Origin of the sequence: Streptomyces sp. NPDC001985 (assembly GCF_040296845.1) — a bacterium.
In the GTDB taxonomy this organism is placed as follows: Bacteria; Actinomycetota; Actinomycetes; order Streptomycetales; family Streptomycetaceae; genus Streptomyces.
In genome coordinates this window covers 120,159-146,797 of record NZ_JBEOYB010000008.1, presented here as the reverse complement: position 1 = coordinate 146,797, position 26,639 = coordinate 120,159, and the positions used below count along the sequence as shown (strand labels likewise).

The 26,639-nt window shown below is 73.4% G+C and carries 25 protein-coding genes; 6 read left to right on the top strand and 19 right to left on the bottom strand.

All coding sequences use genetic code 11. The features are described from left to right. Positions 1-19: 19 nt before the first annotated feature. The 5 genes from ABT122_RS05705 to ABT122_RS05685 all read right to left on the bottom strand — a co-directional run bounded on the left by ABT122_RS05705 (position 20) and on the right by ABT122_RS05685 (position 7,048). Complete coding sequence (locus ABT122_RS05705) at positions 20-2,149, bottom strand: 3-hydroxyacyl-CoA dehydrogenase NAD-binding domain-containing protein (protein ID WP_351545833.1); 2,130 nt, start codon at positions 2,147-2,149, stop codon at positions 20-22. After that, a complete protein-coding gene (locus tag ABT122_RS05700; protein ID WP_351545830.1) occupies positions 2,146-3,366 on the bottom strand; it encodes a thiolase family protein in 1,221 nt (406 codons plus the stop codon). Before ABT122_RS05700 ends, ABT122_RS05705 begins: the two co-directional genes overlap by 4 nt. Before the next feature lie 693 nt (positions 3,367-4,059). Next, on the bottom strand, positions 4,060-5,337 hold the full coding sequence (locus ABT122_RS05695; RefSeq protein WP_351545827.1) for an HRDC domain-containing protein: 1,278 nt from the start codon (positions 5,335-5,337) through the stop codon (positions 4,060-4,062). Between the two features lie 78 nt (positions 5,338-5,415). Continuing rightward, entirely contained in the window at positions 5,416-6,081 is a 666-nt protein-coding gene (locus ABT122_RS05690) for a response regulator transcription factor (RefSeq protein WP_015037008.1), read from the bottom strand. A 295-nt stretch (positions 6,082-6,376) separates the two neighbouring features. Continuing rightward, the gene (locus ABT122_RS05685; protein ID WP_351545823.1) at positions 6,377-7,048 is read right to left on the bottom strand and encodes a DUF3000 domain-containing protein; all 672 of its coding nucleotides are present in this window, start codon (positions 7,046-7,048) and stop codon (positions 6,377-6,379) included. Positions 7,049-7,138: 90 nt separating this feature from the next. Between ABT122_RS05685 and hemE the strand changes: the two genes are divergently transcribed. Next, the gene (gene hemE / locus ABT122_RS05680) at positions 7,139-8,203 is read left to right on the top strand and encodes a uroporphyrinogen decarboxylase (RefSeq protein ID WP_351545820.1); all 1,065 of its coding nucleotides are present in this window, start codon (positions 7,139-7,141) and stop codon (positions 8,201-8,203) included. Here hemE and ABT122_RS05675 read toward each other — a convergent pair. From ABT122_RS05675 to ABT122_RS05655, 5 genes are all read right to left on the bottom strand, one after another. Beyond that, entirely contained in the window at positions 8,200-9,510 is a 1,311-nt protein-coding gene (locus ABT122_RS05675; RefSeq protein ID WP_351545817.1) for an MFS transporter, read from the bottom strand. The two genes, hemE and ABT122_RS05675, sit on opposite strands and share 4 nt — an antisense overlap. Before the next feature lie 18 nt (positions 9,511-9,528). Then, positions 9,529-10,032, bottom strand: coding sequence for a glycine-rich domain-containing protein (locus tag ABT122_RS05670; RefSeq protein ID WP_351545814.1), 504 nt, complete (start codon positions 10,030-10,032; stop codon positions 9,529-9,531). After that, positions 10,029-11,276 carry a phenylacetate--CoA ligase family protein gene (locus tag ABT122_RS05665; RefSeq protein ID WP_351545811.1) on the bottom strand — a complete coding sequence of 416 codons (1,248 nt, stop codon included), beginning with the start codon at positions 11,274-11,276 and terminating at the stop codon, positions 10,029-10,031. The genes ABT122_RS05670 and ABT122_RS05665 overlap by 4 nt, the downstream gene beginning before the upstream one ends. Before the next feature lie 185 nt (positions 11,277-11,461). Further along, positions 11,462-11,617, bottom strand: coding sequence for a hypothetical protein (locus ABT122_RS05660; RefSeq protein ID WP_351545808.1), 156 nt, complete (start codon positions 11,615-11,617; stop codon positions 11,462-11,464). Positions 11,618-11,933: 316 nt separating this feature from the next. Further along, a complete protein-coding gene (locus tag ABT122_RS05655; RefSeq protein ID WP_351545805.1) occupies positions 11,934-13,310 on the bottom strand; it encodes an FAD-dependent oxidoreductase in 1,377 nt (458 codons plus the stop codon). A 127-nt stretch (positions 13,311-13,437) separates the two neighbouring features. On the opposite strand from ABT122_RS05655, the gene hemG reads away from it, so the two are divergent. Both hemG and hemQ read left to right on the top strand, forming a co-directional pair. Next, the gene (gene hemG, locus ABT122_RS05650; RefSeq protein WP_351545802.1) at positions 13,438-14,904 is read left to right on the top strand and encodes a protoporphyrinogen oxidase; all 1,467 of its coding nucleotides are present in this window, start codon (positions 13,438-13,440) and stop codon (positions 14,902-14,904) included. 4 nt (positions 14,905-14,908) lie between these two features. After that, complete coding sequence (gene hemQ / locus ABT122_RS05645) at positions 14,909-15,622, top strand: hydrogen peroxide-dependent heme synthase (RefSeq protein WP_351545800.1); 714 nt, start codon at positions 14,909-14,911, stop codon at positions 15,620-15,622. A gap of 65 nt (positions 15,623-15,687) precedes the next feature. Here the strand turns inward: hemQ and ABT122_RS05640 are convergent, their stop codons facing one another. Next, a complete protein-coding gene (locus tag ABT122_RS05640) occupies positions 15,688-17,286 on the bottom strand; it encodes an alpha/beta hydrolase (protein ID WP_351545797.1) in 1,599 nt (532 codons plus the stop codon). 352 nt (positions 17,287-17,638) lie between these two features. Then, the gene (locus ABT122_RS05635) at positions 17,639-18,559 is read right to left on the bottom strand and encodes an RNA polymerase sigma-70 factor (RefSeq protein ID WP_351545796.1); all 921 of its coding nucleotides are present in this window, start codon (positions 18,557-18,559) and stop codon (positions 17,639-17,641) included. A gap of 194 nt (positions 18,560-18,753) precedes the next feature. Here ABT122_RS05635 and ABT122_RS05630 point away from each other — a divergent pair, with 194 nt between their 5' ends. Next, complete coding sequence (locus tag ABT122_RS05630) at positions 18,754-19,236, top strand: carboxymuconolactone decarboxylase family protein (protein WP_351545793.1); 483 nt, start codon at positions 18,754-18,756, stop codon at positions 19,234-19,236. A gap of 143 nt (positions 19,237-19,379) precedes the next feature. Here ABT122_RS05630 and ABT122_RS05625 read toward each other — a convergent pair whose 3' ends face one another. The 6 genes from ABT122_RS05625 to ABT122_RS05600 all read right to left on the bottom strand — a co-directional run bounded on the left by ABT122_RS05625 (position 19,380) and on the right by ABT122_RS05600 (position 24,505). Further along, positions 19,380-20,369 (bottom strand): TIGR04222 domain-containing membrane protein, encoded by a 990-nt coding sequence (locus ABT122_RS05625; protein ID WP_351545790.1) that lies wholly within the window; start codon positions 20,367-20,369, stop codon positions 19,380-19,382. Positions 20,370-20,372: 3 nt separating this feature from the next. Beyond that, positions 20,373-21,671 (bottom strand): MbnB/TglH/ChrH family RiPP precursor modification enzyme, encoded by a 1,299-nt coding sequence (locus ABT122_RS05620; protein ID WP_351545787.1) that lies wholly within the window; start codon positions 21,669-21,671, stop codon positions 20,373-20,375. 196 nt (positions 21,672-21,867) lie between these two features. After that, positions 21,868-22,617, bottom strand: a complete 750-nt coding sequence (locus tag ABT122_RS05615; protein ID WP_351545784.1) for a peptidyl-tRNA hydrolase — start codon at positions 22,615-22,617, stop codon at positions 21,868-21,870. A 53-nt stretch (positions 22,618-22,670) separates the two neighbouring features. Then, on the bottom strand, positions 22,671-23,000 hold the full coding sequence (locus ABT122_RS05610) for a hypothetical protein (protein ID WP_351545781.1): 330 nt from the start codon (positions 22,998-23,000) through the stop codon (positions 22,671-22,673). Between the two features lie 252 nt (positions 23,001-23,252). Then, positions 23,253-24,374: a methyltransferase domain-containing protein gene (locus ABT122_RS05605; RefSeq protein ID WP_351545778.1), complete on the bottom strand. Its 1,122-nt coding sequence runs from the start codon at positions 24,372-24,374 to the stop codon at positions 23,253-23,255. Continuing rightward, a complete protein-coding gene (locus tag ABT122_RS05600; RefSeq protein WP_351545775.1) occupies positions 24,371-24,505 on the bottom strand; it encodes a hypothetical protein in 135 nt (44 codons plus the stop codon). The genes ABT122_RS05605 and ABT122_RS05600 overlap by 4 nt, the downstream gene beginning before the upstream one ends. Positions 24,506-24,728: 223 nt before the next feature. Here ABT122_RS05600 and ABT122_RS05595 point away from each other — a divergent pair, with 223 nt between their 5' ends. Both ABT122_RS05595 and ABT122_RS05590 read left to right on the top strand, forming a co-directional pair. After that, the gene (locus ABT122_RS05595) at positions 24,729-25,403 is read left to right on the top strand and encodes an AIM24 family protein (protein WP_351545772.1); all 675 of its coding nucleotides are present in this window, start codon (positions 24,729-24,731) and stop codon (positions 25,401-25,403) included. Between the two features lie 107 nt (positions 25,404-25,510). Beyond that, complete coding sequence (locus tag ABT122_RS05590; RefSeq protein WP_351545867.1) at positions 25,511-25,693, top strand: hypothetical protein; 183 nt, start codon at positions 25,511-25,513, stop codon at positions 25,691-25,693. Here the strand turns inward: ABT122_RS05590 and ABT122_RS05585 are convergent. Then, positions 25,690-26,616, bottom strand: a complete 927-nt coding sequence (locus ABT122_RS05585) for a polysaccharide deacetylase family protein (RefSeq protein WP_502976103.1) — start codon at positions 26,614-26,616, stop codon at positions 25,690-25,692. The genes ABT122_RS05590 and ABT122_RS05585 overlap by 4 nt on opposite strands. Positions 26,617-26,639 lie beyond the last annotated feature (23 nt).

Here is a 26,639-nt window from a genome sequence, read left to right as displayed (position 1 = left end):
CCCTGTCCACCACCGGCCGCTACGCCGGGACGCTCGCCGTGCCCGGCGCCAGGAACGGCTTGCCGTTCACCCGCTCCGAGACACCCTCACGGTCCAGATACGGGGTGATGCCGCCGAGGTGGAAGGGCCAGCCCGCGCCCGTGATCAGACAGAGGTCGATGTCCTGGGCCTCGGCCACGACACCCTCGTCCAGCATCAGGCCGATCTCCCGCGCCACCGCGTCCAGGACGCGCGCCCGGGTCTGCTCCTCGGTGAGCACCACATCGCCCTGCCGGAGCAGGGCCGCGACCTCCGGGTCCAGCTCCGGCCTGCCGGAGTCGTACACATAGAAGCCGCGCTTGCCGGCCTTCACCACCGCGGCCAGGTTCGCCGAGACCGTGAAACGGTCCGGGAAGGCCCGGTTGAGGGTCTCGGAGACATGCAGCCCGATCGCGGGGCCCACCAGCTCCAGCAGGACCAGCGGGGACATCGGCAGGCCCAGCGGCTCCACCGCGCGCTCGGCCACCTCCACCGGGGTGCCCTCGTCGATGACGTTCTGGATCTCGCCCATGAAGCGGGTCAGGATGCGGTTGACCACGAACGCCGGGGCGTCCTTGACCAGTACGGCGGTCTTCCGCAGCTTCTTCGCCACGCCGAACGCGGTCGCCAGCGAGGCGTCGTCGGTCCGCTCGCCCCGGACGATCTCCAGCAGCGGAAGCACCGCGACCGGGTTGAAGAAGTGGAAGCCGACGACCCGCTCGGGGTGCCGCAGCCGCGACGCCATCTCGCTCACCGAGAGCGAGGAGGTGTTGGTGGCGAGGATCGCGTGCGCCGGGGCGACGGCCTCCACCTCTGCGAACACCTTCTGCTTGACGCCCATCTCCTCGAAGACGGCCTCGATCACGAAGTCGGCGTCCGAGAAGCCCTCCGCCTTGTCCAGGACGCCGGTCACCAGGCCCTTGAGGCGGTTGGCCTTGTCCTGGTTGATCCGGCCCTTGCCGAGCAGTTTGTCGATCTCGGAGTGGACATAGCCCACGCCCTTGTCGATGCGCTCCTGGTCGATGTCGGTCAGCACCACCGGCACCTCCAGACGGCGCACGAAGAGCAGCGCCAGCTGAGAGGCCATCAGACCCGCGCCCACCACACCGACCTTGGTGACCGGGCGGGCCAGATTCCGGTCCGGCGCGCCGGCCGGGCGCTTGCCGCGCTTCTGCACCAGATGGAAGGCGTAGATACCGCTGCGCAGCTCACCACCCATGATCAGATCGGCGAGCGCCGCGTCCTCGGCGTCGAAACCGGCCTGGAGGTCGCCGTCCTTGGCGGCCTCGATGATCTCCAGCGCCCGGTAGGCGGCGGGGGCCGCGCCGTGCACCTTGGAGTCCGCGATGGACCGGCCCCGCGCCACGGCGGCGTCCCACGCCTCGCCCCGGTCGACCGTGTCGCGCTCGACGGCGGTCTCGCCGCTGAGCACCGAAGCGGTCCACGCCAGGGACCGCTCCAGGAAGTCCGCGCCGTCGAAGAGCGCGTCGGCGATGCCCAGCTCGAACACCTGGGCGCCCTTGAGCTGGCGGTTCTGGTTGAGCGAGTTCTCGATGATGACCGTGACCGCCCGGTCCGCGCCGATCAGGTTCGGCAGCAGGGCGCAGCCGCCCCAGCCGGGGACCAGACCGAGGAAGACCTCGGGCAGCGAGAAGGCCGGGACGGCCCGGGAGACGGTGCGGTACGAGCAGTGCAGCCCGGCCTCCACGCCGCCGCCCATCGCCGCGCCGTTGTAGTACGCGAACGTCGGCACGGCCAGGCCGGAGAGGCGCTTGAAGACCTCGTGCCCGCCCCTGCCGATGGCGAGGGCCTCGTCGTGGGTGCGCAGCAGCTCCACACCCTTGAGGTCGGCGCCGACCGCGAAGATGAACGGCTTCCCGGTGAGACCGGCGCCGACGATCGCGCCCTCGGCCGCCTCCCGCTCGACCTGGTCGATCGCGGCGGAGAGGTTGGCGAGCGACTGCGGGCCGAAGGTGGTGGGCTTGGTGTGGTCCAGGCCGTTGTCCAGGGTGATCAGGGCGAACCTGCCCGCCCCGGCGGGGAGGTCGAGATGGCGCACGTGCGCCTGGGTCACGACCTCGGCGGGGAACAGCTCGGCGGCCCCCTTGAGGAGTTCGGCGGTGTTGCTCACTTGGTGCCTCCGTCGAAGTGCGGGTTCTCCCAGATGACCGACGCGCCCATGCCGAAGCCGACGCACATCGTGGTCAGGCCGTAGCGGACCTGGGGCTGCTCCTCGAACTGGCGGGCGAGCTGGGTCATCAGCCGTACGCCGGAGGAGGCCAGCGGGTGGCCGAACGCGATGGCGCCGCCGTACTGGTTGACGCGCGCGTCGTCGTCGGCGATGCCGTAGTGCTCCAGGAAGGCCAGCACCTGGACGGCGAAGGCCTCGTTGATCTCGAAGAGGCCGATGTCACCGATGGCCAGGCCCGCCTTGGCGAGGGCCTTCTCGGTGGCGGGGATCGGGCCGTACCCCATGACCTCGGGCTCGACACCCGCGTACGCGAAGGAGACGAGCCGCATCCGCACCGGGAGGCCCGCCTCGCGGGCGAACTCCTCGGAGGCGATGAGGGAGGCGGTGGCGCCGTCGTTGAGACCGGCGGCGTTGCCGGCGGTGACCCGGCCGTGCGGGCGGAAGGGGGTCTTCAGGGCGGCGAGGTTCTCCCGCGTGGTGCCGGGGCGCATCGGCTCGTCCCGGGTGGCGAGGCCCCAGCCCGTCTCCCCGGCCTCGGGGGTGGTGCGGCGGACCGAGATCGGGACCAGGTCCTGCTGGATCTTCCCGTCGGCGTAGGCCTTGGCGGCCTTCTCCTGGGAGCGGACGGCGTACTCGTCGGCGCGCTCCTTGGTGATGGAGGGGTAGCGGTCGTGGAGGTTCTCCGCCGTCATGCCCATGAAGAGGGCGGACTCGTCCACGAGCTTCTCGCTGACGAAGCGCGGGTGGGGGTCGACGCCCTCGCCCATGGGGTGGCGGCCCATGTGCTCGACGCCGCCGGCCAGCACCACGTCGTACGCGCCGAAGGCGATCGACCCGGCGGTGGTGGTGACGGCGGTCATCGCGCCGGCGCACATCCGGTCGATGGAGTAGCCGGGGACGGACTGCGGCAGCCCCGCGAGGATGCCCGCCGTCCGGCCGAGGGTCAGGCCCTGGTCGCCGATCTGGGTGGTGGCGGCGATGGCGACCTCGTCGATCCGCGCGGGGTCGAGGCCGGGGTTGCGGCGCAGCAGCTCCCGGATGGCCTTGACGACGAGGTCGTCGGCCCGGGTCTCGTGGTAGATGCCCTTCGGGCCCGCCTTGCCGAAGGGGGTGCGGACGCCGTCGACGAAGACGACATCCCTGACGGTACGAGGCACGATGGCTCTCCTCCAGGGTGCGGGATGGCACTGCTGCTGGGCGGCGGGCAGGCGCTGAGCGCTTGCTCGCCGCCTCCCATGCTACTTACGGGTAACCATCGTGCACACCCCCGCGCCGCGGAGCGTCGAACGTCACACCCCGCGGTTTGCCCGTGGGGTGCGGGGGTGCGGGGTGCGGGGTCCTGCGGCCCGGGGTCCGTCCTCAAGCGCCGGACGGGCTTGGTTTGCTCGGGCTGCCTGTGCCCCCTGGGGCCGGCGTGGGGCGCGGACGGGCTGGGCGAATCCAGCCCCGCCGGCGAGGTGAGACGCAATCCAGCCTCGCCGGCGTTTGAGGCGCGGGGGTTCGGGGGCTGGCCCCCGACGGTGGCCCGCGGGGTGCGGGTTTCCTGTGGCACAGGGTCCGTCCTCAAGCGCCGGACGGGCTTGGTTTGCTCGGACTGCCTGTGCCGCCTGGGGCCGGCGTGGGGCGCGGACGGGCTGGGCGAATCCAGCCTCGTCGGCGAGGTGAGACGCAATCCAGCCTCGCCGGCGTTTGAGGCGCGGGGGTTCGGGGGCTGGTCCCCGACCCGGGCCCGCACTGTGCGGGTGTCCTGTGGCCCGGGGCCGTCCTCGATCTCCCCCAGAGCTGCCTCTGGGAGGTGCCCCCGGCCGGGCTGAGCGAAATCAGCCCCGCCGGCGATTGAGGCGCGAGGGTCAGGGGGTGAGGGACCGGGTGAGGAGCGGGGTCACCAGGGCGATCTGCCAGGGGCGCGCCCCCAGCGCCGCGAGCGCCTCCGCCACCGCCTCCTCCGTGTGCTCCGCCGGAGGCTCCCAGCACACCCGCCGCACCGTATCCGGCGTGATCAGATTCTCCTGTGGCAGATTCAACTCCTCCGCCAGCGCCGACACCCCCGCCCGCGCCGCCGACAGCCTCGCCGCCGCGACCGGGTCCTTGTCCGCCCAGGCCCGCGGCGGCGGCGGCCCGTTCAGCGGCTGCCCGGGCTGGGGCAGCTCCGCGTCGGGCAGCGCCCTCGCCCGGTCGACCGCCGCCTGCCACTGCTCCAGCTGCCGCCGCCCCGCCCGGTGACCGAACCCCGGCAGCGCGGTCAGCGCGTGCACATTCACCGGCACCGCGAGCGCCGCCTCGACGATCGCCGCGTCGCTCAGCACCTTCCCGGGCGACACATCGCGCCGCTGCGCGACCTTGTCCCGGGCGGTCCACAGCTCCCGCACCACCGCCATCTGCCGGCGCCGCCGCACCTTGTGCATCCCGGAGGTCCGCCGCCACGGGTCCTTCCGGGGCGGCGCGGGCGGCGCCGAGACGATGGCCTCGAACTCCTGGTGCGCCCACTCCAGCTTCCCCTGCCGGTCCAGCTCCTTCTCCAGCGCGTCCCGCAGGTCCACCAGCAGCTCCACGTCGAGCGCGGCATAGCGCAGCCACGGCTCGGGCAGCGGCCGGGTGGACCAGTCGACGGCGGAGTGCCCCTTCTCCAGGGCGTACCCGAGCACCGACTCCACCATCGCGCCGAGCCCGACCCGGGGGAACCCGGCGAGCCGGCCGGCCAGCTCGGTGTCGAAGAGGCTGGTCGGCACCATGCCTATGTCCCGCAGGCACGGCAGGTCCTGGGTCGCCGCGTGCAGAATCCACTCGGTCCCGGCGAGCGCCGCGCCCAGCTCCGAGAGATCGGGGCAGCCCACCGGGTCGATCAGGGCGCTGCCCGCGCCCTCGCGGCGCAGCTGCACGAGATAGGCGCGCTGGCCGTAGCGGTAGCCGGAGGCGCGCTCGGCGTCCACGGCGACGGGGCCGGTGCCCGCCGCGAAAGCGGCGATCACTCCGGCCAGTCCTGCCGCGTCGGCGACCACCGGGGGGATGCCCTCGCGCGGCTCCAGCAGGGGAGTGGGAGCCTCTTCGGCTGCGACGCCGTCGTCCGGGGGAGCGCCCCCGGCGGTTCGCAGTGCGGTCTCTGCTGCGGTGTCTTGGGCGTCGGTCACGTGTCAAGGGTATCCGTGAACGGAGCGCGCCTGTCGACGGAAACGTTCCGTCGGCAGGCGCGCGGGGGTCGGGGACGGTCAGTGGATGATGCCGGTACGCAGCGCTACCGCGACCATTCCGGCCCGGTCGCCCGTGCCGAGCTTGCGGGCGATCCGGGCGAGGTGGCTCTTCACGGTGAGGGCGGAGAGCCCCATGGAGACACCGATCGCCTTGTTCGACTGGCCCTCCGCCACCAGCCGCAGCACCTCCACCTCACGGCCGGACAGCTCGCGGTAGCCGCCCGGGTGGCTCGGGGCACCCGGGGGGCGGCGGTGGCCCAGACGTGCGGCCGCGGCGCCGATGGGGGCGGCGCCGGGGCGGGTGGGGTGCCCGATGTTGGTGCGCGTACCGGTCACGACATAGCCCTTGACGCCGCCCGCGAGGGCGTTGCGCACGGCGCCGATGTCATCGGCCGCGGAGAGGGCGAGGCCGTTGGGCCACCCCGCGGCACGGGTTTCGGACAGGAGGGTCAGCCCGGAACCGTCGGGCAGGTGGACGTCGGCAACGCAGATGTCGCGCGGGTTGCCGACGCGGGGACGGGCCTCCGCGATCGACGACGCCTCGATCACGTCTCGCACTCCGAGGGCCCACAGATGGCGGGTGACGGTGGAGCGGACGCGTGGGTCGGCCACGACCACCATGGCCGTCGGCTTGTTCGGGCGGTAGGCGACCAGGCTTGCGGGCTGCTCGAGAAGAACGGACACCAGGCCTCCTGGGGGAAGGTGCGGGACGGGCCGGGCTCGGGGAATGAGGCCGGGCGAACCGATCAGTTAGGGTCACTGACCTCTTCGGCACCAAACGTGACCGGCTTTAGAGAAAGATCACGATTTAGTGAGTGATATTTGGTGCAATTCGGACGGATGAGCGATCATTCGGTCTCTGAACTGACAGAGCGTTACGTCGAGGTGGTCCATGGAGCCGACCGGGCGGGGGCGGCGAGGGGCGGGGGCGGGTCCGCACAGTCTCCCCGGGCGCGCCGCCCCCCGCCGCCCGCGCTCCTCACCGGTGCTGCGGCCCCCGCCGCTGCGGAAGCGACACCACCCCCGCCGCCTGGTCCCCCGTACCGCCCGCGACCGGCGGCAGCCCCGCGATCTGGCAGAGGAGATCGCACCAGGCCACAAGGTGCCCCGCGGTGTCCGGCACCCCGCCCGGCCCCTCCTCGGGGGTCCAGGACGCCCGGATCTCGATCTGGGTCGCGGGCCGCCGGTCGGCAAGTCCACCGAAATAGTGAGACCCCGCGCGGGTGACGGTCCCGCTCGGTTCCCCGTACGCGAGACCCCGCGCCTCCAGCGCCCCCGTCAGCCACGACCAGGACACATCGGGCAGCAGCGGATCGGCCGCCATCTCCGGCTCCAGCTCCGCGCGGACCAGGGTCACCAGCCGGAACGCGCCCTGCCAGGCGTCATGGCCCGCCGGGTCGTGCAGCAGCACCAGACGGCCGTCGGCGAGATCCTCCTCGCCGTCGACGACCGCCGCCTCCAGGGCGTACGCGTGCGGCGCGAGCCGCTTCGGCGGGCGCGCGGGGTCCACCTCGATCCCCGGGCGCAGCCGGGCGGACCGCAGTGCCTCGACCGCGGCTCTGAATGCGCGCGGAACCGAATCGCCCTCCCCGCCGTCCTGATCGTCAGCGCCGTTGGAATGATCGGAAAAATGTCCCTGAGCGGCAGCCATGCGGGGAAGAGTAGGCGGAATGGGCGCCTCACGCAGGGAAGGACACCCGGGGCGGCGGACACTTCCTCGGTCCATGCGAAGATTTGGGGCGTGAGCGCCAACGACCGCCCCACGGGCCAGCAGCCGAAGCCGTACGACTCCGCCTTCCTCAAGGCGTGCAGGCGTGAGCCCGTGCCGCACACCCCGGTCTGGTTCATGCGGCAGGCGGGCCGCTCGCTGCCCGAGTACCTCAAGGCGCGCGAGGGCATCCCCATGCTGGAGTCGTGCATGCGGCCCGAGCTGGTCAAGGAGATCACCCTCCAGCCCGTGCGCCGCCACGACGTCGACGCGGCGATCTACTTCAGCGACATCGTGGTGCCCCTGAAGGCCATCGGCATCGACCTCGACATCAAGCCGGGCGTCGGCCCGGTCGTCGCGGAGCCGATCCGCACCCGCGCCGACCTGGCGCGGCTGCGCGAGCTGACCCCCGACGACGTCCGCTATGTCACCGAGGCGATCGGGCTGCTCACCGACGAGCTGGGCACCACCCCGCTGATCGGGTTCGCGGGCGCGCCCTTCACCCTCGCCAGCTATCTCGTGGAGGGCGGCCCGTCCCGCAACCACGAGCACACCAAGGCCCTGATGTACGGCGACCCCGGACTGTGGGCGGAGCTGCTGGACCGGCTCGCGGGGATCACCTCCGCGTTCCTGAAGGTCCAGATCGAGGCCGGCGCGAGCGCCGTGCAGCTCTTCGACTCCTGGGTCGGCGCGCTCTCCCCCGCCGACTACCGGCGCTCGGTGCTGCCCGCATCGGCCAAGGTCTTCGACTCGGTCGCCTCCTACGGTGTCCCGCGCATCCACTTCGGTGTGGGTACGGGGGAGCTGCTCGGCCTCCTCGGCGAGGCGGGCGCCGATGTCGTGGGCGTCGACTGGCGGGTGCCGCTGGACGAGGCCGCCCGCCGGGTGGGCCCCGGGAAGGCGCTCCAGGGGAACCTGGACCCGGCGGTGCTCTTCGCCGGGCCGGAGGCCGTGGAGGCCAAGGCCACCGAGGTGCTCGAAGCGGCGGCCGGCCTGGAGGGCCATGTGTTCAACCTGGGCCACGGAGTGCTGCCGACCACCGACCCGGACGCGCTGACCCGCCTGGTGGACTTCGTCCACCGCGAAACCGCTCGCTAACCCCGCCCGGCCCACCGCTCCCCGGCGGGCCGCGGCAGGGCGGCGGCCAGGGCGCAGAGCGGCAGCAGGGCCAGCACCAGAATCCCGCCGCCGAGCGCCAGCAGCGGAAAGCCGCCGAGGGCCACCACCACGCCCGAGGCCAGCCCGCCGGCCGCGCCGGCGACCGAGACACCCACATCCACGAGCCCCTGCGCGGCGGCCCTCCCCGCCGCCGGCAGGGCGTCGGTGATCAGAGCCGTCCCGGCGACGAACCCGAGGTTCCAGCCGACGCCCAGCAGCACCAGCGCCAGGGCCAGCACCGGGACGGAGTCCGGCGGTGCCAGCGAGGCCAGCAGCCCCGCCGCGAACAGCGCGGCGGCGCCCAGAGCCGCCGTGACCAGGCGCCCGGCCCGGTCGGCGAGCGCCCCGGAGAGCGGCGACGACAGATACATCGCCCCCAGATGCACCCCGATGACCAGCCCCGCCGCCCCGGTGCCATGGCCATGGGCGGCCATGTGAACCGGGGTCATCGTCATGACCGCGATCATCACCAACTGGCTGAGGACCATGACCGCCGCGCCGGTGAACATCCCGCGCCGGTCGGCCCGTACGGCCCCGTCCGGGCCCGGGTCCCCGGAGCCGTCCGCCGGACCGGCCGCCGCCGCGCGGGCCAGCGGCAGCGGGTCCGGGCGCAGAAAGACCGCCAGAAAGAGCGCCGCCGCCCCGAAGGCCACCGCCGCCAGCAGAAACGGGCCCGCGAGCCGGGGGATGCCCCAGCTCAGCGCGAGCCGTCCGCTGACCCCGGCCAGCGCGGGCCCGGCGACCGCCCCGGCGGCCATGGCGAAGAGCACCGTGGAGACGGCGCGGCCCCGCCGCTCCGGCGAGGCCAGATCGGCGCCCGCGTACCGGGCCATCAGCAGGGTCACCGTCCCGGCGCCGTAGACCAGCAGCGCGCCGAAGAGCAGGGCGACGCTGTCCAGCGCGGTCGCCGACACCACCCCGAGGCTGCCGAGCGCCCCGGTGGCGTACCCCAGGGCCAGTCCGGGCCGGCGGCCCCAGCGCTGGCAGACCCGGCCGATGCCCACCGCGCCGACGGCGGCCCCGGCCGCGAAGAGCGCGCTGGACACCCCGGCGAGGCCGGTCGACCCGAGCATCTCCCCGGCGATCAGCGCCCCGACACTGATCCCGGCAGCGAGGGCCGCGCCGCTCAGCATCTGCGCCACCGCCAGCACGGTGAGAATCCGGCGCTGCGCGGGGTGCTCACCCGGCGCGCCCGCCGTCCTCGCCGCGGGGCCGGCCGCCGTCTCCCGGGCCGGGGACCGCCTCATGGCACCCGCTCCCCGAGGTCAGGCCGGCCCGAGGGCGGCGATGTCCGCGAGCGACATGCTCATCCGCTCGTGCAGAAAGCGGACGATGGTCCAGTGCGGCAGCGCACCCTCGTCGAAGGGCCCGAATTCCCGGCAGTACAGCGGAATCCAGCGCAGCGCCTCCTCCAGGGAGCGCTCACGGCCCGGCTCCTGCTGATAAGCGGCGTAACCGATGCTGCGGTGCTCGATGAAGAAACCGCCCGGCAGCCGCTTCTCGCACAGCTCCCGGTACTCCCGGGTCTGGAGGATGAGATAGTGCCAAATCTCATCGATGTGCTGCTCGACCGGGAGGAAGAGACCGCTGAGTTCGTCGCGGTGACGCGAAATGAGATAGAGATACCGCATGCATTCCGTGATCTGGCGTTCCATGTCCTGCGGAGAACCACCGGTCTGTTCCACGAAATAATTCACGGTCTCCGCGTGGAGATCCTCGCCCAGAAGTTCCCTGAGGTCGTTCCGCGATATTCGACGCTCTGTCCTCATGATGCTCCAGTCACCAGCCAGGTGTACTTTCCCGAGGCCCCGATCGGGATATGGGTACGGTGTTCGACCGCGCACTCCAGCCCGGTCAGCTCGCCGACGAGCCTGCTCAGCGCGGTCCGCTCGCCCGGCCCGAGCGGACCTCCGTCGAAGGTGGTGTACAGCAGCCGTACCGCGCCGTCCCCCGCGCTCGCCGCCCGCACCTGGTAGAGGAAGACATGCGAGGACGCGGCCGTCACACAGCTGTCGATGTCGCTGTGCGCCACCGGCCCGTTCGGCGTCGGCAGCAGCTCCTTGACCCGGCCGCAGAACCGGGAGACCTTCGCCGGGTCCGGTGTTCCGTCCGTGGTGCGGACGCAGTCGCCGGAGCGGTAGCGGATCAGCGGCATGTACGGATTGCGGACGCTCGTCACGATCAGACTGTGGATCGAGCTGCCCGGGGCCACGGGCTCCAGCTCCAGACTCATCCGGTCCAGGAACGGGTGGTACCGCCCGCCCCGGTCGCTGTAGTAGAGATAGCCCAGCTCGGTGCTGCCGAAGAGATCGACCACCGGACAGCCGAGGTACCGCTCCAGATACTCCCGGACATTGGCCGGGGTGTACTCATAGGCGGTGATGACGCTCGCCGGGGTCGGGAAGCCGTCCCACAGATCCAGGTCGAGGGCTTTGCGCACCAGATGCGCCAGGTGGTGGCCGGAGCAGTCCAGGTGGTACCAGCCCAGCGGGTGGGCGTCCCGCTCGGCCCGGATCTCGCCGAGCATCCGCTCCACGTCCGCCCGGTCCCAGAGCGCCGGGTCGAGCCGGAGGTTGAGATAGACGGTCCGCTCGTCCAGCCGCCGGTCCGCGAGGCCCGGCACGGCCGCCGGGGGCTCGCCGCGCCGCTTCGCGTTGACGCGGGCGACGTGCTCGGTCGCGAGCAGGGTGGTGAGCGAGACGCGCCGGCACTCCTGGTGCCAGGTCTCCGCGATGTCCGGGTGCTCGCTCCACAGCCGGTAGTACGACGTGAGCAGGAAGTACGGCGGTCTGATGATCTGCATCCGGGCGTGGTTGGTGCCGGTGGAGAGCACGAACTCGGCCTCGCCCGACTCCAGCGCCCGGGCCAGCCGCGGCGACATCCAGTTGTCCGGGAAACCGCGGGCTATCTCCGGCTTCTCCAGAATGGGGAACCAGCCTTGCTCGATCGATGTCCGGTAGAGGGGGATGTCCCGGATCTGATCGATGATGCCGGAACTGGGCTGACCGTCCACGGGTGACCTTCAATCGGCTGCGGAGAACCGGCGGTGCGGCGGCGGGGCCGTGCCAAAGGGCCGTACGGAGGGTGAGAACGGGCGGGCCGGGCGACCGCCGGAACCATTCGCCCGGCCCTCGTTCTCCGGTCATCGGCCGGTCGGTGACCGGTGACGCGACCGTTCAGTGTCCGTCCGGTGCCCGTTCAGGAAATGCAGCCGGCCTTCGGCGCGGCGCTGATGCAGCCGGCCTTGGCCGTTGCGCTGATACAGCCGGACTTGGTGGCGCCTTCCGATGAATTGGCGGAGTTCCAGGCCCGCCAGATGTCGTCCTGGGCCATCTTCTTGATGAGCTGTTCCATATCCGACCTCCGGTGATCCGGTCTGCGGTGGGGTCCGCGTTTTCCGTTCACTGGAAGTTAGGAGTATTCGCTTGTCCCTGTCAATGGATGTGCTGGTGAGAGACGAATGAGAGCGAATGAGAGAGTGCTCATGAGAATGTCGGGCGGGGTGGGATTTCCGGCTTTGCCGGGGATTCTTGGGGGCGGGGGGCGGGGTCCCAGGGCCCCGCGGGGTGCGGGGTCCCGGGGCGCGGGGTCCGTCCTCAAGCGCCGGACGGGCTGACTGGGGGCGCGGGTTCGTTCTCAAGCGCCGGACGGGGTGGCTCGGGGCGGGGGGTCAGGTTGTTGACCGTACCGCTGTCACCGCCTTGCGGGCCGCCACCAGGACCGGGTCCCACACCGGTGAGAACGGGGGCGCGTAGCCGAGGTCCAGCATCGTCATCTGCTCCACCGTCATCCCGGCGGTCAGCGCCACCGCCGCGATGTCCACCCGCTTCGCCGCGCCCTCCCCGCCCACGATCTGCACCCCCAGCAGCCGGCCCGTGCGCCGCTCCGCGAGCATCTTCACCGTCATGGAGCCGGCGTCCGGGTAGTAGCCCGCCCGGCTCGTCGACTCGATGGTGGCGGTGACGTACCGCAGCCCCACCTCCGTCGCGTCCTTCTCCCGCAGCCCGGTGCGGGCGATCTCCAGATCGCACACCTTGCTCACCGCCGTGCCCACGACGCCCGGGAAGGTCGCGTAGCCGCCGCCCGCGTTGGCGCCGATGATCTGGCCGTGCTTGTTGGCGTGCGTGCCCAGCGGCACATGGCGCTCCCGGCCCGAGACCAGGTCGAGCACCTCCACACAGTCCCCGCCTGCCCAGATGTTCTCCTGGCCCCGCACCCGCAGCGCCAGATCGGTCAGCAGACCGCCGTACACCCCCAGCGGCAGCCCGGCGGCCCGGGCGAGCCCCGTCTCCGGCCGTACCCCCATCCCGAGGACCACCACATCCGCCGGGTACTCCGCGTCCTCGGTCGCCACCGCGCGCACCCGGCCGTCGGAGCCGGTGCGGACCCCGGTCACCGCCGCGCCGTTGACGGTGGTGATGCCGAGACCGTCCATCGCCTCGTGGACCAGCCGGCCCATGTCCGGGTCGAGGGTCGCCATCGGCTGCTCGCCCCGGTTGAGGACCGTCACCTCGAAACCCCGGTGCAGCAGCGCCTCCGCCATCTCCACACCGATGTAGCCGGCGCCCACCACCACCGCCCTGCGGCCCCCGGTGGCGGCGAGGGTGTCCAGCAGCGCCTGCCCGTCGTCCAGCGTCTGGACGCCGTGCACCCCCGGGGCGTCGATCCCCGGCAGCTCCGGGCGGACCGGGCGGGCACCGGTCGCCAGCACCAGCTTGTCGTAGCCGGTCCAGCTCTCGGCGCCGCTCTCCAGATCGCGGGAGCGCACCCGCCCGCCGGCCATGTCCACCTCGGTGACCTCGGTGCGCGTGCGCAGCTCGATGTCCCGCTCCCGGTGCTCGGCGGGGGTGCGCGCGATCAGCTCGTCGCGCCCCCGGACCTGACCACCCACCCAGTACGGGATGCCGCACGCCGAGTACGAACTGAAGTGGCCGCGCTCGAACGCGACGATCTCCAGCTCGTCCGGACCCTTGAGCCTGCGGGCCTGCGACGCGGCGGACATCCCCGCCGCGTCGCCCCCGACGACGACCAGTCGTTCAGCTGTCATGCCGCACACGCTACGGGCGTGCGGCCCCTCGCACCCGGCCGGGGCCCGCCGCCGGGAACGGTTTCCGGCCGGCGGCCGCGAAGAGGTCACGGTCGGGCCCCGGAGCGGCGTTTGAGAGAGTGGGGACATGCAGCCCCTCCCGCATACGGACATCGCGGCCGGTACCGCCCCGGGCACCGGCGCTCCCGCCCACGCCGTCGTCATCGGCGGCGGGATCTCCGGCCTCGCCGCAGCCCACCGGCTCGCGACCGCCGGGGCCCGGGTGACCCTCCTGGAGTCCACCGAGCGCCTCGGCGGCAAGCTCGCCCCGGGGGAGATCGCCGGCGCCCCCGTCGACCTGGGCGCCGAGTCGCTGCTCGCGCGCCGCCCCGAGGCCATCGCCCTCGCCCGCGCCACCGGGCTCGGCGACCGGCTCACGGCACCCGCCACCGCCACCGCCTCCATCTGGACCCGGGACGCGCTGCGCCCCATGCCCAAGGGGCATGTCATGGGCGTCCCCGGCACCGCCGGGGCGCTCGCCGGGCTGCTCTCCCCCGAGGGCATCGCCAGGATCGCCCGGGAGCCCGAGCTGCCCCCCGCCGACCTCGGCGACGATGTCGCCATCGGCGCCCATGTCGCCGCCCGTCTCGGCCCCGAGGTCGTCGACCGGCTGGTCGAACCGCTCCTCGGCGGGGTGTACGCGGGGGACGCCCACCGCATCTCCATGCGCGCCGCCGTACCCCAGCTCTTCGAGGCGGCCCGGCGCCACCCCTCGCTGCTCGACGCGGTCCGCGAGGTCCAGGAGAGCGCCCGCCGCGCCCAGGCCGGCGGGCCCGTCTTCCTCGGTGTCGAAGGCGGTGTCGGCACCCTGCCGGGCGCGGTCGCCGACGCGGTGCGCGCGCTGGGCGGCGAGATCCGCACCGGCACCCCGGTCCTCGGCATCGGCAGGACCGCGCGCGGCTGGCAGATCCGCACCGACCGCAGGCTGATCACCGCCGACGCCGTCGTCATCGCCACCCCCGCCTGGGCCACCGCCGACCTCCTCGCCGCCGAGGCCCCCGCCGCCGCGACGGCACTCGGCCGGGTCGAGTACGCCTCCATGGCCCTGGTCACTCTCGCCTTCGCCCGCCGGGACCTGGCCCCGCTCCCCGCCGGCAGCGGCTTTCTGGTGCCGCCGTCCGACGGCCGCACCATCAAGGCCGCCACCTTCTCCAGCCAGAAGTGGCAGTGGGTCGCCGACGCCGCCCCCGACCTCGTCGTGCTGCGCACCTCCATCGGCCGCTACGGCGAGGAGGAGCAGCTGCACCGCGACGACAGCGAGCTGGCCGCCGCCTCGCTGCGCGATCTGGAGACCGCCGCCGGAATCTCCGCCCGGCCCGTCGCCACCCGGGTCACCCGCTGGATCGACGGGCTGCCGCAGTACCCCGTCGGCCATCTCGCCCGGGTCGCCGCCATCCGCGAGGAGATCGCGAAACTCCCCGGACTGCGGGTCTGCGGGGCCGTGTACGACGGTGTCGGCATCCCCGCCTGCGTCGCCGACGGGCAGCGCGCCGCGGACGAGATTCTCGCCACGCCGACCCTGGCGCAGGGCACTGATCAGCGCGCGGGACAATAGCCGTATGAGTGCGCCCGAAAAGATCCCGAACGCAGGCAAGAAGGCCAAGGACCTCAACGAGGTCATCCGGTACACGCTGTGGTCCGTCTTCAAGCTGCGCGATGTGCTGCCCGAGGACCGTTCCGGTTACGCGGAGGAGGTCCAGGAGCTGTTCGACCGGCTCGCCGCCGCGGATGTCAAGATCCGCGGTACCTACGATCTCTCCGGGCTGCGCGCGGACGCCGATGTCATGATCTGGTGGCACGCCGAGACCGCGGACGAGCTCCAGTCGGCGTACAGCCTCTTCCGCCGCACCCGCCTCGGCCGGGCGCTGGAGCCGGTCTGGTCGAACATGGCGCTGCACCGCCCCGCCGAGTTCAACAAGTCGCACATCCCGGCGTTCCTCGCCGACGAGAACGCCCGCGACTACGTCAGCGTCTACCCCTTCGTACGCTCCTACGACTGGTATCTGCTGCCCGACGAGGACCGCCGGAGGATGCTCGCCGACCACGGCAAGATGGCCCGCGGCTACCCGGACGTACGCGCCAACACCGTCGCGTCGTTCTCGCTCGGCGACTACGAGTGGATTCTCGCCTTTGAGGCCGACGAACTGCACCGTATCGTCGACCTGATGCGTCATCTGCGTGCCTCCGAGGCCCGGATGCACGTCCGCGAGGAGGTCCCGTTCTACACGGGCCGCCGCAAGTCGGTCGCGGACCTGGTGGCCCAGCTCGCCTGAGCCGGACCACCGCAGAACGCAGGCCGGTGCGCACCCAGCGGACCCGGCCTCTCAGACCCGGAAGATCAGACGGTGTGCGGCAGCTTCGGAGCTGCCGCCCGCCGGTCCAGCGACACCGGGTCCGGCTCCGGGTGCGGCGCGCACGCAGCGCGCCGCACCGGCGTCCTCCCGCGCAGCAGATAGTTCTCCAGATGCGCGTTCACACAGCTGTTGGCGCCGCCGCCGATGCCGTGCGTCCCGGCGTCCTCCTCGGTGATCAGCACCGCCCCCTTCAGCCGCCGCGCCAGCTCCTTCGCCCCCGCGTACGGGGTCGCCGCATCCCGCTCGGCCGCCAGGATCAGCACCGGCGGCAGCGCGCCCCGCTTGGTGCGCACCTCCAGCGGACGCTGCCGGGGCGCGGACCAGTAGGCACAGGGCAGATTCGTCCAGACGTTGTCCCAGGTCTCGAAGGGCGCCCTGCGGGCCAGCGCGGTGTTGTCGCGGTCCCACACCTCCCACGCGGTCGGCCAGGGCGCGTCATTGCACTCGATGGCCGTGTAGACGGCGCTGGAGTTCTCGGCGGCCCTCGCGCTCCCCGGCCGGGGAGCGGCCTGGGCGATCAGCGGCTTCGCGTTGCCCCGCAGATACTCCGAGAGCGCGGTGGCCCGCTCCACCCAGTAGTCGTCGTAGTAACCGGCTCCGAGGAACGCCGCCTGGAGCTGCCCCGGACCGACCTTGCCGCCCGCCGGCTCCACCGCCAGCCGGGCGCGCGCCCGCTCGTAGCTCTCCGCCACCGCCTCCGGAGTGGCTCCGAGGCCGTAGGTCGCGTCGTGCCGGGCCACCCAGGCGCGGAAGTCGGCCCAGCGGCTCTCGAACGCCAGGGACTGTTCGAGATTGCTGCGGTACCAGATCTTCTCGCGGGCCGGGTCCACCACCGAGTCGAAGACCATCCGCCGCACATGGGACGGGAAGAGCGTCGCGTACAGCGCGCCGAAGTAGGTGCCGTACGAGGCCCCCATGAAGGTCAGCCGGGGCTCGCCGAGCGCCGCCCGCAGCACCTCCAGATCGCGCGCGTTGTTGAGCGAGGTGTAGTGCCGCAGCGCCGGTCCGGTCCTGTCGGCGCAGCCCGCCGCATAGGCGCGCGCCTCGGCGATCCGTTCCCTCTTGTACGCCTCCGAGGGGTGGAACGGAGAGTCGGTGGGGGCCTTGAGGACCTCCTCGGGGTCCCGGCAGGAGAGCGGAGCCGAACGGCCGACGCCGCGCGGGGAGTACCCCACCAGGTCGTAGGCGCGGGCGATCCGCTTCCACTCGGGGAGCCCGCCCGCCAGGGGGAACCACATGCTCGACGCGCCGGGGCCGCCCGGGTTGTAGACCAGCGCGCCCTGGCGCCGGTCCGCGCCGCCGGTCGCCGCCACCCGGCTCACGGTCAGGGAGATCCGCTTCCCTGCGGGCTCCGCGTAGTCGAGCGGCACCGAGACGGTGCCGCAGCTCACGGACGAGGGGAGGCCCTCCGCCTCGGGGCAGGCGCGGAAGGCGATGCCCGTGGCGGCGGCGCGGCGGGCGGCGAGCACCGTGCCCAGGGACTCGGCGTCGGTGGCGGCGGCACCGCGCACCGGGGTGACCAGTGTTCCGGTGAGAAGGACCGCGATCCCCGCCGCCACCCCGTACTTCGCGCGTGCTCTCATCCCGGTCCCCTCTGGTGCCCTCGTGCCCATGGCAGTCAGGGGATCTTTCGCGGTGCCCGGGGCCGTGTAAAGCACCGCCGGGCGGTGTCGCGGCCAATGCCCCCGATGCGCCCCCCTGGTGCGGTCGCGCCCCGGCGCCCGCCGGTGCGCGCCCGCCGGTGCGCGCCCGCCCGGTCCGGCTGTCCGTGTCCGTGTCCGTGTTCGGGTGAGGGGGAGCGGGGGCGGGGGCGGGCCGTGGGGAGGGCCCGCGCGCACCGTGCTCCGGAGCAGCGGAGCCGCCGGACCCGCGGGGGAGGGACTGCCCCCCGGCCGCGACACGGGCCCGGCGGACGGGCCCCAGTGTTCTCCGGGCTCAGCGGCTCACCGCTGTCTCGCGGCCGACGCGGGACAGCTTCTCGGGGTTGCGCACCGCGTAGAGCCCGGTGATCAGACCGTGGTCGACGCGCACCGCCAGGACGGAGTCGACCTCTCCGTCCAGCAGCAGGATCAGCGCCGGGTGGCCGTTGACCTGGGCGGGCCTGAGCGACACCCTGGCCCCGGCCTTCCCCAGCACCCGGGCCACCCGCTCGGCGCCCACGACGGGCACCAGCGCGGCCCGTACCACCCCTCCGCCGTCGCTGAGCAGCACGACATCCGGCGCGATCAGATCGAGCAGCCGCTGGAGGTCGCCCGTCTCGACCGCCCGCTGGAACGCCGCGAGCACATCCCGGTTCTCGGCCGGGGAGATTGCCCCGCGCGGCCTGCGCGCCGCGACATGCGCCCGTGCCCGGTGCGCGATCTGACGGACCGCCGCCGGGCTCTTGCCGACGGCCTCCGCGATCTCGTCGTACTCCAGGGCGAACACCTCGCGCAGCACGAACACCGCCCGCTCGGTCGGCGCGAGCGTCTCCAGCACCAGCAGCATCGCCATCGAGACGCTCTCCGCCAGCTCGGCGTCCTCGGCCACGTCGGGCGCGGTCAACAGCGGTTCGGGCAGCCACGGGCCGACATAGGTCTCCCGCCGCCGGCGGAGCGTGCGCAGCCGCGTCAGCGCCTGACGGGTGGTCATCCGGACCAGGAAGGCACGGGGATGCCGCACCGTGCCGAGATCGACGCCCGCCCAGCGCAGCCAGGTTTCCTGGAGGACGTCCTCGGCGTCGGCGGCGGAGCCGAGCATCTCGTAGGCGACGGTGAAGAGCAGACTGCGGTGGGCGACGAACGCCTCGGTCGCCGGGTCCGGCCGCCCGTCGCCGCCGCCCGGCCCGGCCGCCGTCCGTTCACTGTGCTCGCTCATGGCCCGCTCCCACTCTCCGCTCCCGGCCGTCTCACGCACGGGACGCCGCTCCCCGCCGCCCTGTGACAGCCGCGGTCGGTGGTCTGTGTCACACCGCCGGGCCGTCACAGGGCCCGGCGGGCCGGCGTCCCGTGGTCGTCAGGGTGCCGCGCACCATCCGCGCGGCCCACCGGCCCATCTGTGAGGACGACATCATGGAACCCCGTATGGACCTGTTCGCCCACGACATCGGCGCGAGGATCGGCAAGGGGATCTTCGGCATCCACCGGACCATCGAGGAAGCGGGACTGTCCGGGGTGACCCGGGAGCTGGTGCTGCTGCGCGTCAGCCAGATCAACGGCTGCGGCCACTGTCTCGACATGCACGCGGAGGCGGCGGCGGCCGGCGAGACGCCGGTGCGGCTCGCCCTGGTCGCCGCCTGGCGCCACGCGACCGTGTTCACGGAGGCCGAGCGGGCCGCGCTGGCCCTCGCCGAGGAGGGCACCAGGATCGCCGACGCCTCCCCGGGCGTGTCCGACGGGACCTGGGCCGGGGTGCGCGAGCACTACGACGACGACCAGATCGTGGCGCTGGTCGCGCTGATCGCCATGATCAACGCCACCAACCGGATCGCCGTGACCCTGAACAGCGCGGGCGGGTCCCACCGGCCCGGGCAGCTCGCGGAACTCGTGGGCTGAACGGCCGCGCCGGCGGGCGGCGGTGGCGACGGCGGCGCGCGGCCCGGCCCGGATCGCCGCACCGGCCGCTCCGGGCCGGTCCCGCTCCGGGCCGGTCCCGCTCCGGCCCGGTCCCGCTCCGGGCCGGTCCCGCTGCGGAGCGGTCAGCCGCAGCCGCAGCCACCGCATCCGCCGCAGCCACTGCCACCGCCGCCGTCCCCGCCCGAACCGCCGTCCCCGCTTCCGCCGTCCGAGCCGCCCCCGCTGTCGTCGCCGCCGCTGTCCCCGGCGGTCTCGCTGTCGCCGCTGGTGCTTCCGCACCCCGCGCCCGCCCCCGAGCCGCACCACGGCGCGGCGACGGCGCCCGACGCCCCGCCGGCCGCCGCGACGAACACCACCGGGGCGAGGGCGGCGGCCACCAGCACCGTCCTGAGCGCCGGGTCCGGCACCCCGCGCGCGCCCTTGATCGCCACCAGCCGGGGCGGCGCCTCCGTCGCGAGGTGCTTCGCGCCGTGCGCGGCGAGCGCCTCCTTCCCGGCGGGGGTGATCCGGGCCCGCGCGCGGGAGGCGACCGTGAAGCCGGCGACCTGGCCGAGGACCAGGGCGGGCAGCACCAGCACGGCGAACGGCACCTCCGGCCGCTCCCACTCCCGCACGAAGGCCACGACGTTCAGCGCCACGGCCGCGGGAATGCTCCACGCGGTCACCAGGCCGAGGGCCCGCCCACAGCCGGACAGCGTCCGCCGGCCCGGGGTCGGCGCCGTCATCAGCCCGTCGGCGGCCAGCCGGTCGCCGATCGCCTGCACCACGGGGTCGCGCATCACTGTCTGCCGCAGCCGCTCCAGGGAGCCGTTGGGCGCCACCGCCAGCGCGTCGAGCACCGCCCGCTCCACCGCGTCCCCGGCGACCGGCCGCCGCTCGGAGACGATCCCGGGACCGCCGATCAGCAGCCGCCCGTCCTGGTGCAGGGCGGTGAGCGCCACATCGACCACCCGGCCGGGACCGCCGCCGAGGAAGGCGGCCTCGTACACGTCCTCGACCCTCCGGCCCGGGGGCACACCGGGCCGGCCGAGCCGGGTGGCCAGCAGCCCGGCCAGCAGGGCTGTGGAGCAGATCCCCATCACGAGATACACATAGACGACCGCTGGGCCCATCGATTACCTCCGTACGAGGGCGGCGCGGGCGGCCCGCACGATCCGGCTGCCCCGCCGCGGCGGGTGTGGGGCGACCCGGTACTCCCACCACCGGGTCAGCCGGCGCCGGGCCCGCTCATCGGCGGGCTGCCCGGCGATGAGGAGGTGCTCGGCGAAGTCGAGGGCGTCCCTGCGGTAGCCGGAACGCATCGGCCTGGACCGGGCGTACGCGAGGAAGGCGGCCCGGTAGCCGTCGCCGAGGATCTCCGGCAGCTCGGGCGCCACCCGCGCGACCACCGAGGCGCGCTTGGCGGCGAGGGCCCGGCTCTGCACCCCCAGCCGCCGGAGGTCGAAGCCCTCGGGCGCGGGCGTCCCGGCGACCAGCGACGAGAGCAGCGCCGCCTGGGAGATCCCGAGCCGCTCGCGGGCGGAATCGGCCCCGGCGGGCGCGGTGTCCGCCGCGGGACGGACCGGGGCGGTACGCGGCGGCATGGCCCGGCCCGCTCCGTCCCGCACTGTCTTGCGGATCGTCTCCAGCTCCCCGGCCAGCTCGTCGGCGGACGGAAAGTCCTCGTCCCGCTCCAGCAGCACCCCGGGTGGCCGGAGCCGGGAGCGCAGATCCCGCAGGATGTCGAGGACCGGCTCGGTGACCGGGTGGGCGTGGGTGTCGTGCCAGACGCCGTCACGCTCGATCCCGCCCGCGACATGGACGTACGCGACGGCCTCCAGGGGCAGCTCGTCGAGGGCCCGCGACGGGTCCTCGCCCCGGTTCACCCGGTTGGTGTGGAGGTTGGCCACATCGATCAGCAGCCCCACGCCGGTGCGCTCCACCAGCTCCGCGAGGAACTGCCCCTCCGTCAGCTCCTCGTCCGGCCAGGAGATCAGCGCGGCGATGTTCTCCAGGGCCAGCGGCACCGGGAGGGAGTCCTGCGCGATGCGGACGTTCTCGCAGAGCACCCCGAGCGCGTCCCGGGTGCGCGGCACCGGCAGCAGATGACCGGCCTCCAGCCGCGGCGACGCGGTCAGCGCGCCCCCGGCGCGGACAAAGGCGATGTGCTCGGTGACCAGCGGCGCGTCCAGCGCCCGCGCCCGTTCCGCCAGATCCCGCAGCTTCCGCTCGGACGGCCGGTCCGCGCCGCCGAGCCCCAGCGAGACGCCGTGCGGCACGACGCGGGTGCCGCGTGAGCGCAGCCGGGTCAGTGACTCGGGCAGATGCCCGGGGCAGACGTTCTCCGCCACGACCTCCACCCAGTCGACGCCCGGCAGCGCCTCCACCGTCTCCGCGATCTCCGGCCGCCACCCGATTCCTGTGCCGAGTTCCATGTCCCCCTCCTCCGCCCGCTGCCCCCTGGGACGGGCATGCCAGGGTCATGGCCCCGTCAGGCGGTGATGAATCCATGAGGAGGGACGTTCAGAGGAGGATTTGAGGTTCCCTCCGGACAGGGCCGTTCGGAGCGGCGGCCGGGTGCGGGCCCGGGGCGGCCGTTGCCGGTGCCGCCGGTGCGCACGAGACGGGGTCTCAGCGGCGCAGCGCCGGGTGGTCGGCGACGACCGTGCAGCTGCCGGGGGCGATCTCGGTGAAGCCCGCGTCCCTGACGACCGGCAGCCCACGGGTGGTGAGTTCCGCCCACCGCGCGGCCGGGGCCGTGCGGACCGCGAGGGGGAAGCCGGACCCGGCCCAGGTCTTCCGGTCCGCGTCCGACAGCTCCCACCAGGCCAGCTGGGCACCGTGGCCGGCCTGGGCCATCGCCTTGCCCGCCGACATCTCCAGCTCCGGGCTCAGCCACAGCACCGGCGTGCCGGGCGCGGGCGCCCCGGGGGTTCCGGGGTCGTCCAGCTCCGTGCCGGAGACCTGGAGCCTGGCCAGCTCCTTGGGCCAGCCGTCGAGCGGTACGGGCGGGAAGACCCGCACCTCCGCGCGATCGCCGGTCACCGTGATCCCCGGCAGCGCCGACGCCTTGCGCCACTCCGCGCCGCGCGCCCGGCGCACCACCTTGCGGATACGGGCGTCCTGCCACTCCCGGACGGCCTGCGCCCACGCGCCCTCGCCCTGGGAGCGCTCGTCGGCGAGGACGGTGAGCACGGCACGGGCGGCCGTCTCCAGCGCGTCGGTGCGCGCCGGGGGCGCTGCCTTCTCGATCCGTACGACCAGGGGGAGGACGAACTGGGGGGCCGGATCGCGATCGGGTTCGCCCGAGGGCCCTGAGGGCCGCGCGGAGTGCCCGGAGGGCGGGCCGGAGTGCTCGGAGGTGGGGACATCGCTGCTCACACCGCCAGTCTGCCAGCCCGCCGGCCGTGGCCGCCGTGCTCCCCGGGGGCCGGTCAGGGGGACAGCTCGTACCCCTTGCCCATTCTGCGGTCGTCCCACGCGCAGTACGCGTCGGAGCTGGACTCGCCGTTGATGGTCCAGGACCAGCGGCCCCTGACCTGGTAGTCCGCTCCGGTCTCCAGGGAGCGGCAGGTCACGACCCCCCGGAATCTCTGGCCGATGTCCCCGTAGTAGCACCAGGCGCGGGCGCCCTCCGGTCTCGGACCCAGGTCGCTCACGGAACAGATGGGCGCGGCGGTGGCCACGGGGGCGGAGACCACCGCGGTCGTGGCCGTCAGTGCGAGGGTCATGGCCGTGTAGGCCAGGGGTTTCCTGATGCGCATGGGGTTCCTGTCGTCGATGCGGAGGCTTCACCCGTCGCGGGTCGCGGCCCAGAGAGTAGAAGGGCGCATCGGGATGGTCCATACAGCGAACGCGTGCGGGGCGCCTGATCCCGCCGGGTCCGCCTGATCCCGCCTGATCCCGCCGGGTCCACGGGGTCCGCCGGGTCCGCCGGGCGGTCGTCCGGGCGGTCGTCCGGGCGGTCGACCGGGCGGTCGTCCGGGCGGTCCGGGTCCGCCGGGTCGTCCGCCGGGTCAGGTCAGGAGGTGGTCCTCGGTGTCCAGCCACACCCGCTCGCCCTCCGCCGTCACCGTCAGCCCCATGCGGTCCCGGGCCGGGCGGCCGAGGCTCCGCCACTCCTCGTAGGCGCTCTCCGCCTCGTCCCACAGCCGCCGCGGGCCGTGCTGCTCCACGGTGTGGGTTCCCCGGCCCGGCCGGTAGGTCACGGACGCCCAGGAGTCGCGGTCGTCGGCCAGCATCCACAGCGTGGCCGCTCCGCTGGCCTCGTCCGTCCGGTCCAGCAGGTGCCAGACGGTCGGGAGACGGAGGCCGACGCAGAACAGGGCGTCGCTGTCGGCCGCGAGGTCCCAGGGGTTCACCGCGGTCCGGGTGGTGGCCGTGCTGTCCGAGGGCCGGACGAACTCGTCGAGGTAGCCGCGGTGCGGCCGGTGGTTGCGGGTGCGCATAAAGGCCGGGAAACCGCTGAACCGGCCGCGCCCGACGCCGCCGGCGACCTCCAGGGCGGCGAAGCTGTGCGGGAAGAAGCTGCCGCCCCAGGGGGCGACGATCCGGCCGCCCTCCGTCTGCTCGATCCACGCGGGAGGGATGGCCGGGACGGTGTAGGTGGCGATGAGCCGGTCGTACGGCGCGCCGGGGGGCCAGCCGAGGTCCGCGTCCGCGCACACGATCCGCGGTGTGTACCCGGCGGCGGCCGTGTTCGCGGTGGCCCGGTCCGCCAGGACGGGGTCGATGTCCACCGAGGTCACCCGGTGCGAGCCGATCCGGTGGGCGAGCCACGCCGCGTTGTACCCGGTGCCCGTGCCGGCCTCCAGCACCCGGTGTCCGTCCTCCACCCGCAGGAGGCCGAGCATCTGGAGCATCACCGAGGGCATCGAACTCGACGAGGTGGGGAGCCGGTAGCCGTCGTCCGGCCCCGAGCCGTCGTTGAACTGGGTGGTCAGCGGAAGGTCCGCGTACACACATGCCAGCCAGGACTCCGGCTGCGCCGCGCGGGAGATCAGACGGCCGTCGGTCTCCACGGTGTCCGGCAGGAACAGCTCCCGGCGGACCCCGGCGACCGCGCTCTCCCAGGGGGACCCGGCGGGCAGCGCGCCCGTCTCCCGGAGGACGGCCAGCAGGTCACAGGGCGAGGTCACCCAGAGGTCGATTCCGTCGCGGGCGGGGTGGGCGGCGGGGGCACCGGCTTCTTCCACTGGCCGTCGGACTCCCGGGGCGACTGCTTCTTGTCGCCCTCCTTGCCGCCCTTGCCGTCTCCGTGTCCGCTCACCGTCGGCCTCCCCGCTCTCCCCGTCGTCTGCGTCTTCCCGCCGGAACCGGTTCCGTGGACGTTATCCCCGCGAGTCCGGGGTTCCGCGCGCCGTTCGGCCGTTCGGGTACGGCGCGTTGGTGCACACGGGGGGTGTGTCCAGGCGCACGGCCGGGCGGCACGATCGACGCCACGGAACGGAAATTGTTGGCGGAATCGCTCCCTCCGGGTGAGGATGCGATGCATGAAAAGCGATCTCTTTGCCTCGGAGAACATGGCTCAGCAGGCCACCGCCCCTGGGATGACCCTGCAGAACGCCAAGTCGGTCAAGTACGCCGTCAACGGTGAGATGCAGGCGCGGCAGGGATCGATGATCGCCTTCCGGGGCAATCTCCAGTTCGAGCGGAAGAGCCAGGGCATCGGCGGCATGCTCAAGCGCGCCGTCACCGGGGAGGGCCTGCCGCTGATGACCGTGCGCGGGCAGGGCGAGGCGTGGTTCGCGCACGAGGCCGCCAACTGCTTCATCATCGACATCGAGCACGGTGACGCGCTGACCGTCAACGGCCGCAACGTGCTCTGTTTCGACTCCACCCTCTCCTACGAGATAAAGACCGTGAAGGGCGTGGGCGCGGCCGGCGGCGGACTCTTCAACAGCGTCTTCAGCGGCTACGGCAAGCTCGCCGTGATCTGCGAGGGCAATCCCATCGTCATTCCGGTCACCGCCCACCAGCCGGTGTACGTCGACACCGACGCCGTCGTCGGCTGGAGCGCCCACCTGGAGACCTCGCTGAACCGCTCGCAGTCCTTCGGCTCGATGGTGCGCGGCGGCTCCGGCGAGGCGGTGCAGCTCGTGCTGTCGGGCGAGGGCTTCGTCATCGTCCGGCCCAGCGAGCTGGTCCCGCAGAAGGCGTCGAACTGAGGGTGGACGGAGATCGCGAGGGATCGGCCGCCGCCACGGCCTCGGTGGAGGCGGCCCGGGCGCTGCCGGCCCGGCCCGGTCAGGGGCCCTGCGGCAGGGGCGTTCCCGTGGACGGGACGTACCGCGCGGCGCCGGGCCCCGGTGCGCGGGAGAGGGCGGCCGGGGGGCCGCCCTTCGCCGAGTGCGTGCTCTGCCGTGAGCCGACCGAGTACCCCGAGTCGGTGAAGGGCGCCACCCTCTGCCCGGTCTGCGAGTGGCAGGAGGGCCAGCGCACGGCCTGTTCCGGTTAGCTCTTCCCCGGGGTCTTCGCCGGGCTCTTCTTCATCAGGTCGGAGACCTTCACCATCCGGTAGCCCTCGTCGCGCAGCGCCGGCACGATCTGGCGGATCGCCTCCTCGGTGACGGGTGCCGCGCTGCGGGTGCAGTGCAGCACCACCACGGACCCTGGCTCCACGCCTTCGAGCACCTGCTCCACGACCGCGTCGGTGTTGCCCGTGAAGGCGTCCCCGCCGACCACGTCCCACTGGACGGCGGTCACCCCGGCCGGGGCGATGGCCCGCAGCGCGGCGTCGTTGTAGCAGCCGCCGGGGAAGCGGAAGTACGGCACGACCTGCCGCGCGCCGGTTTTGCGGATCGCGGCGAAGCCCCGCTGCACATCGGCCAGCATCCGGTTCGGCGCGACCTGCGGCAGCCCGTGGCACTTCGGGGTGAAGCCGTAGTGGCTGTAGGAGTGGTTGGCGATCTCGAAGAGCGGATCGGCGCCGATCTCCCTGGCCTGGTCGGGGTACTCCTCCGCCCAGCGGCCGGTCATGAAGATCGTGGAGGGGACCTTCAGCTTCCGGAGGGTGTCGATGAGGGTGGGGTTGTCGAAGCGCTCGCCGCGGAGGGCGCGCCGTCCCTGATCGGCGGTCATATCGGCGTCGAAGGTGAGGGCGACGGTCTTCTCCGGCTCCTCCTCCTCTTCGTCCTCGGACTCCTCCTCCTCTTCCTCGGTGTCCTCCTCCTCGGGGATCTCGGCCCGCTTGAAGACCGGGGTCACGGCGGGTTTCTTGGCGGCGGCGGGGCCCGGGGCCGCCGCCTTGGCGCTCGCGCTGGTGCTCGCGGTGGTGCCGGCGGGGCCGGGGGCGGGCTCGTCGTCGGCGTCCTGGCCGCCGCAGCCGACAAGTACCGCACCCAGGGCGGCCGTCACGGTAAGTCTTCGCACAGAGATCATCACGGGCCGAAAATATACGATCA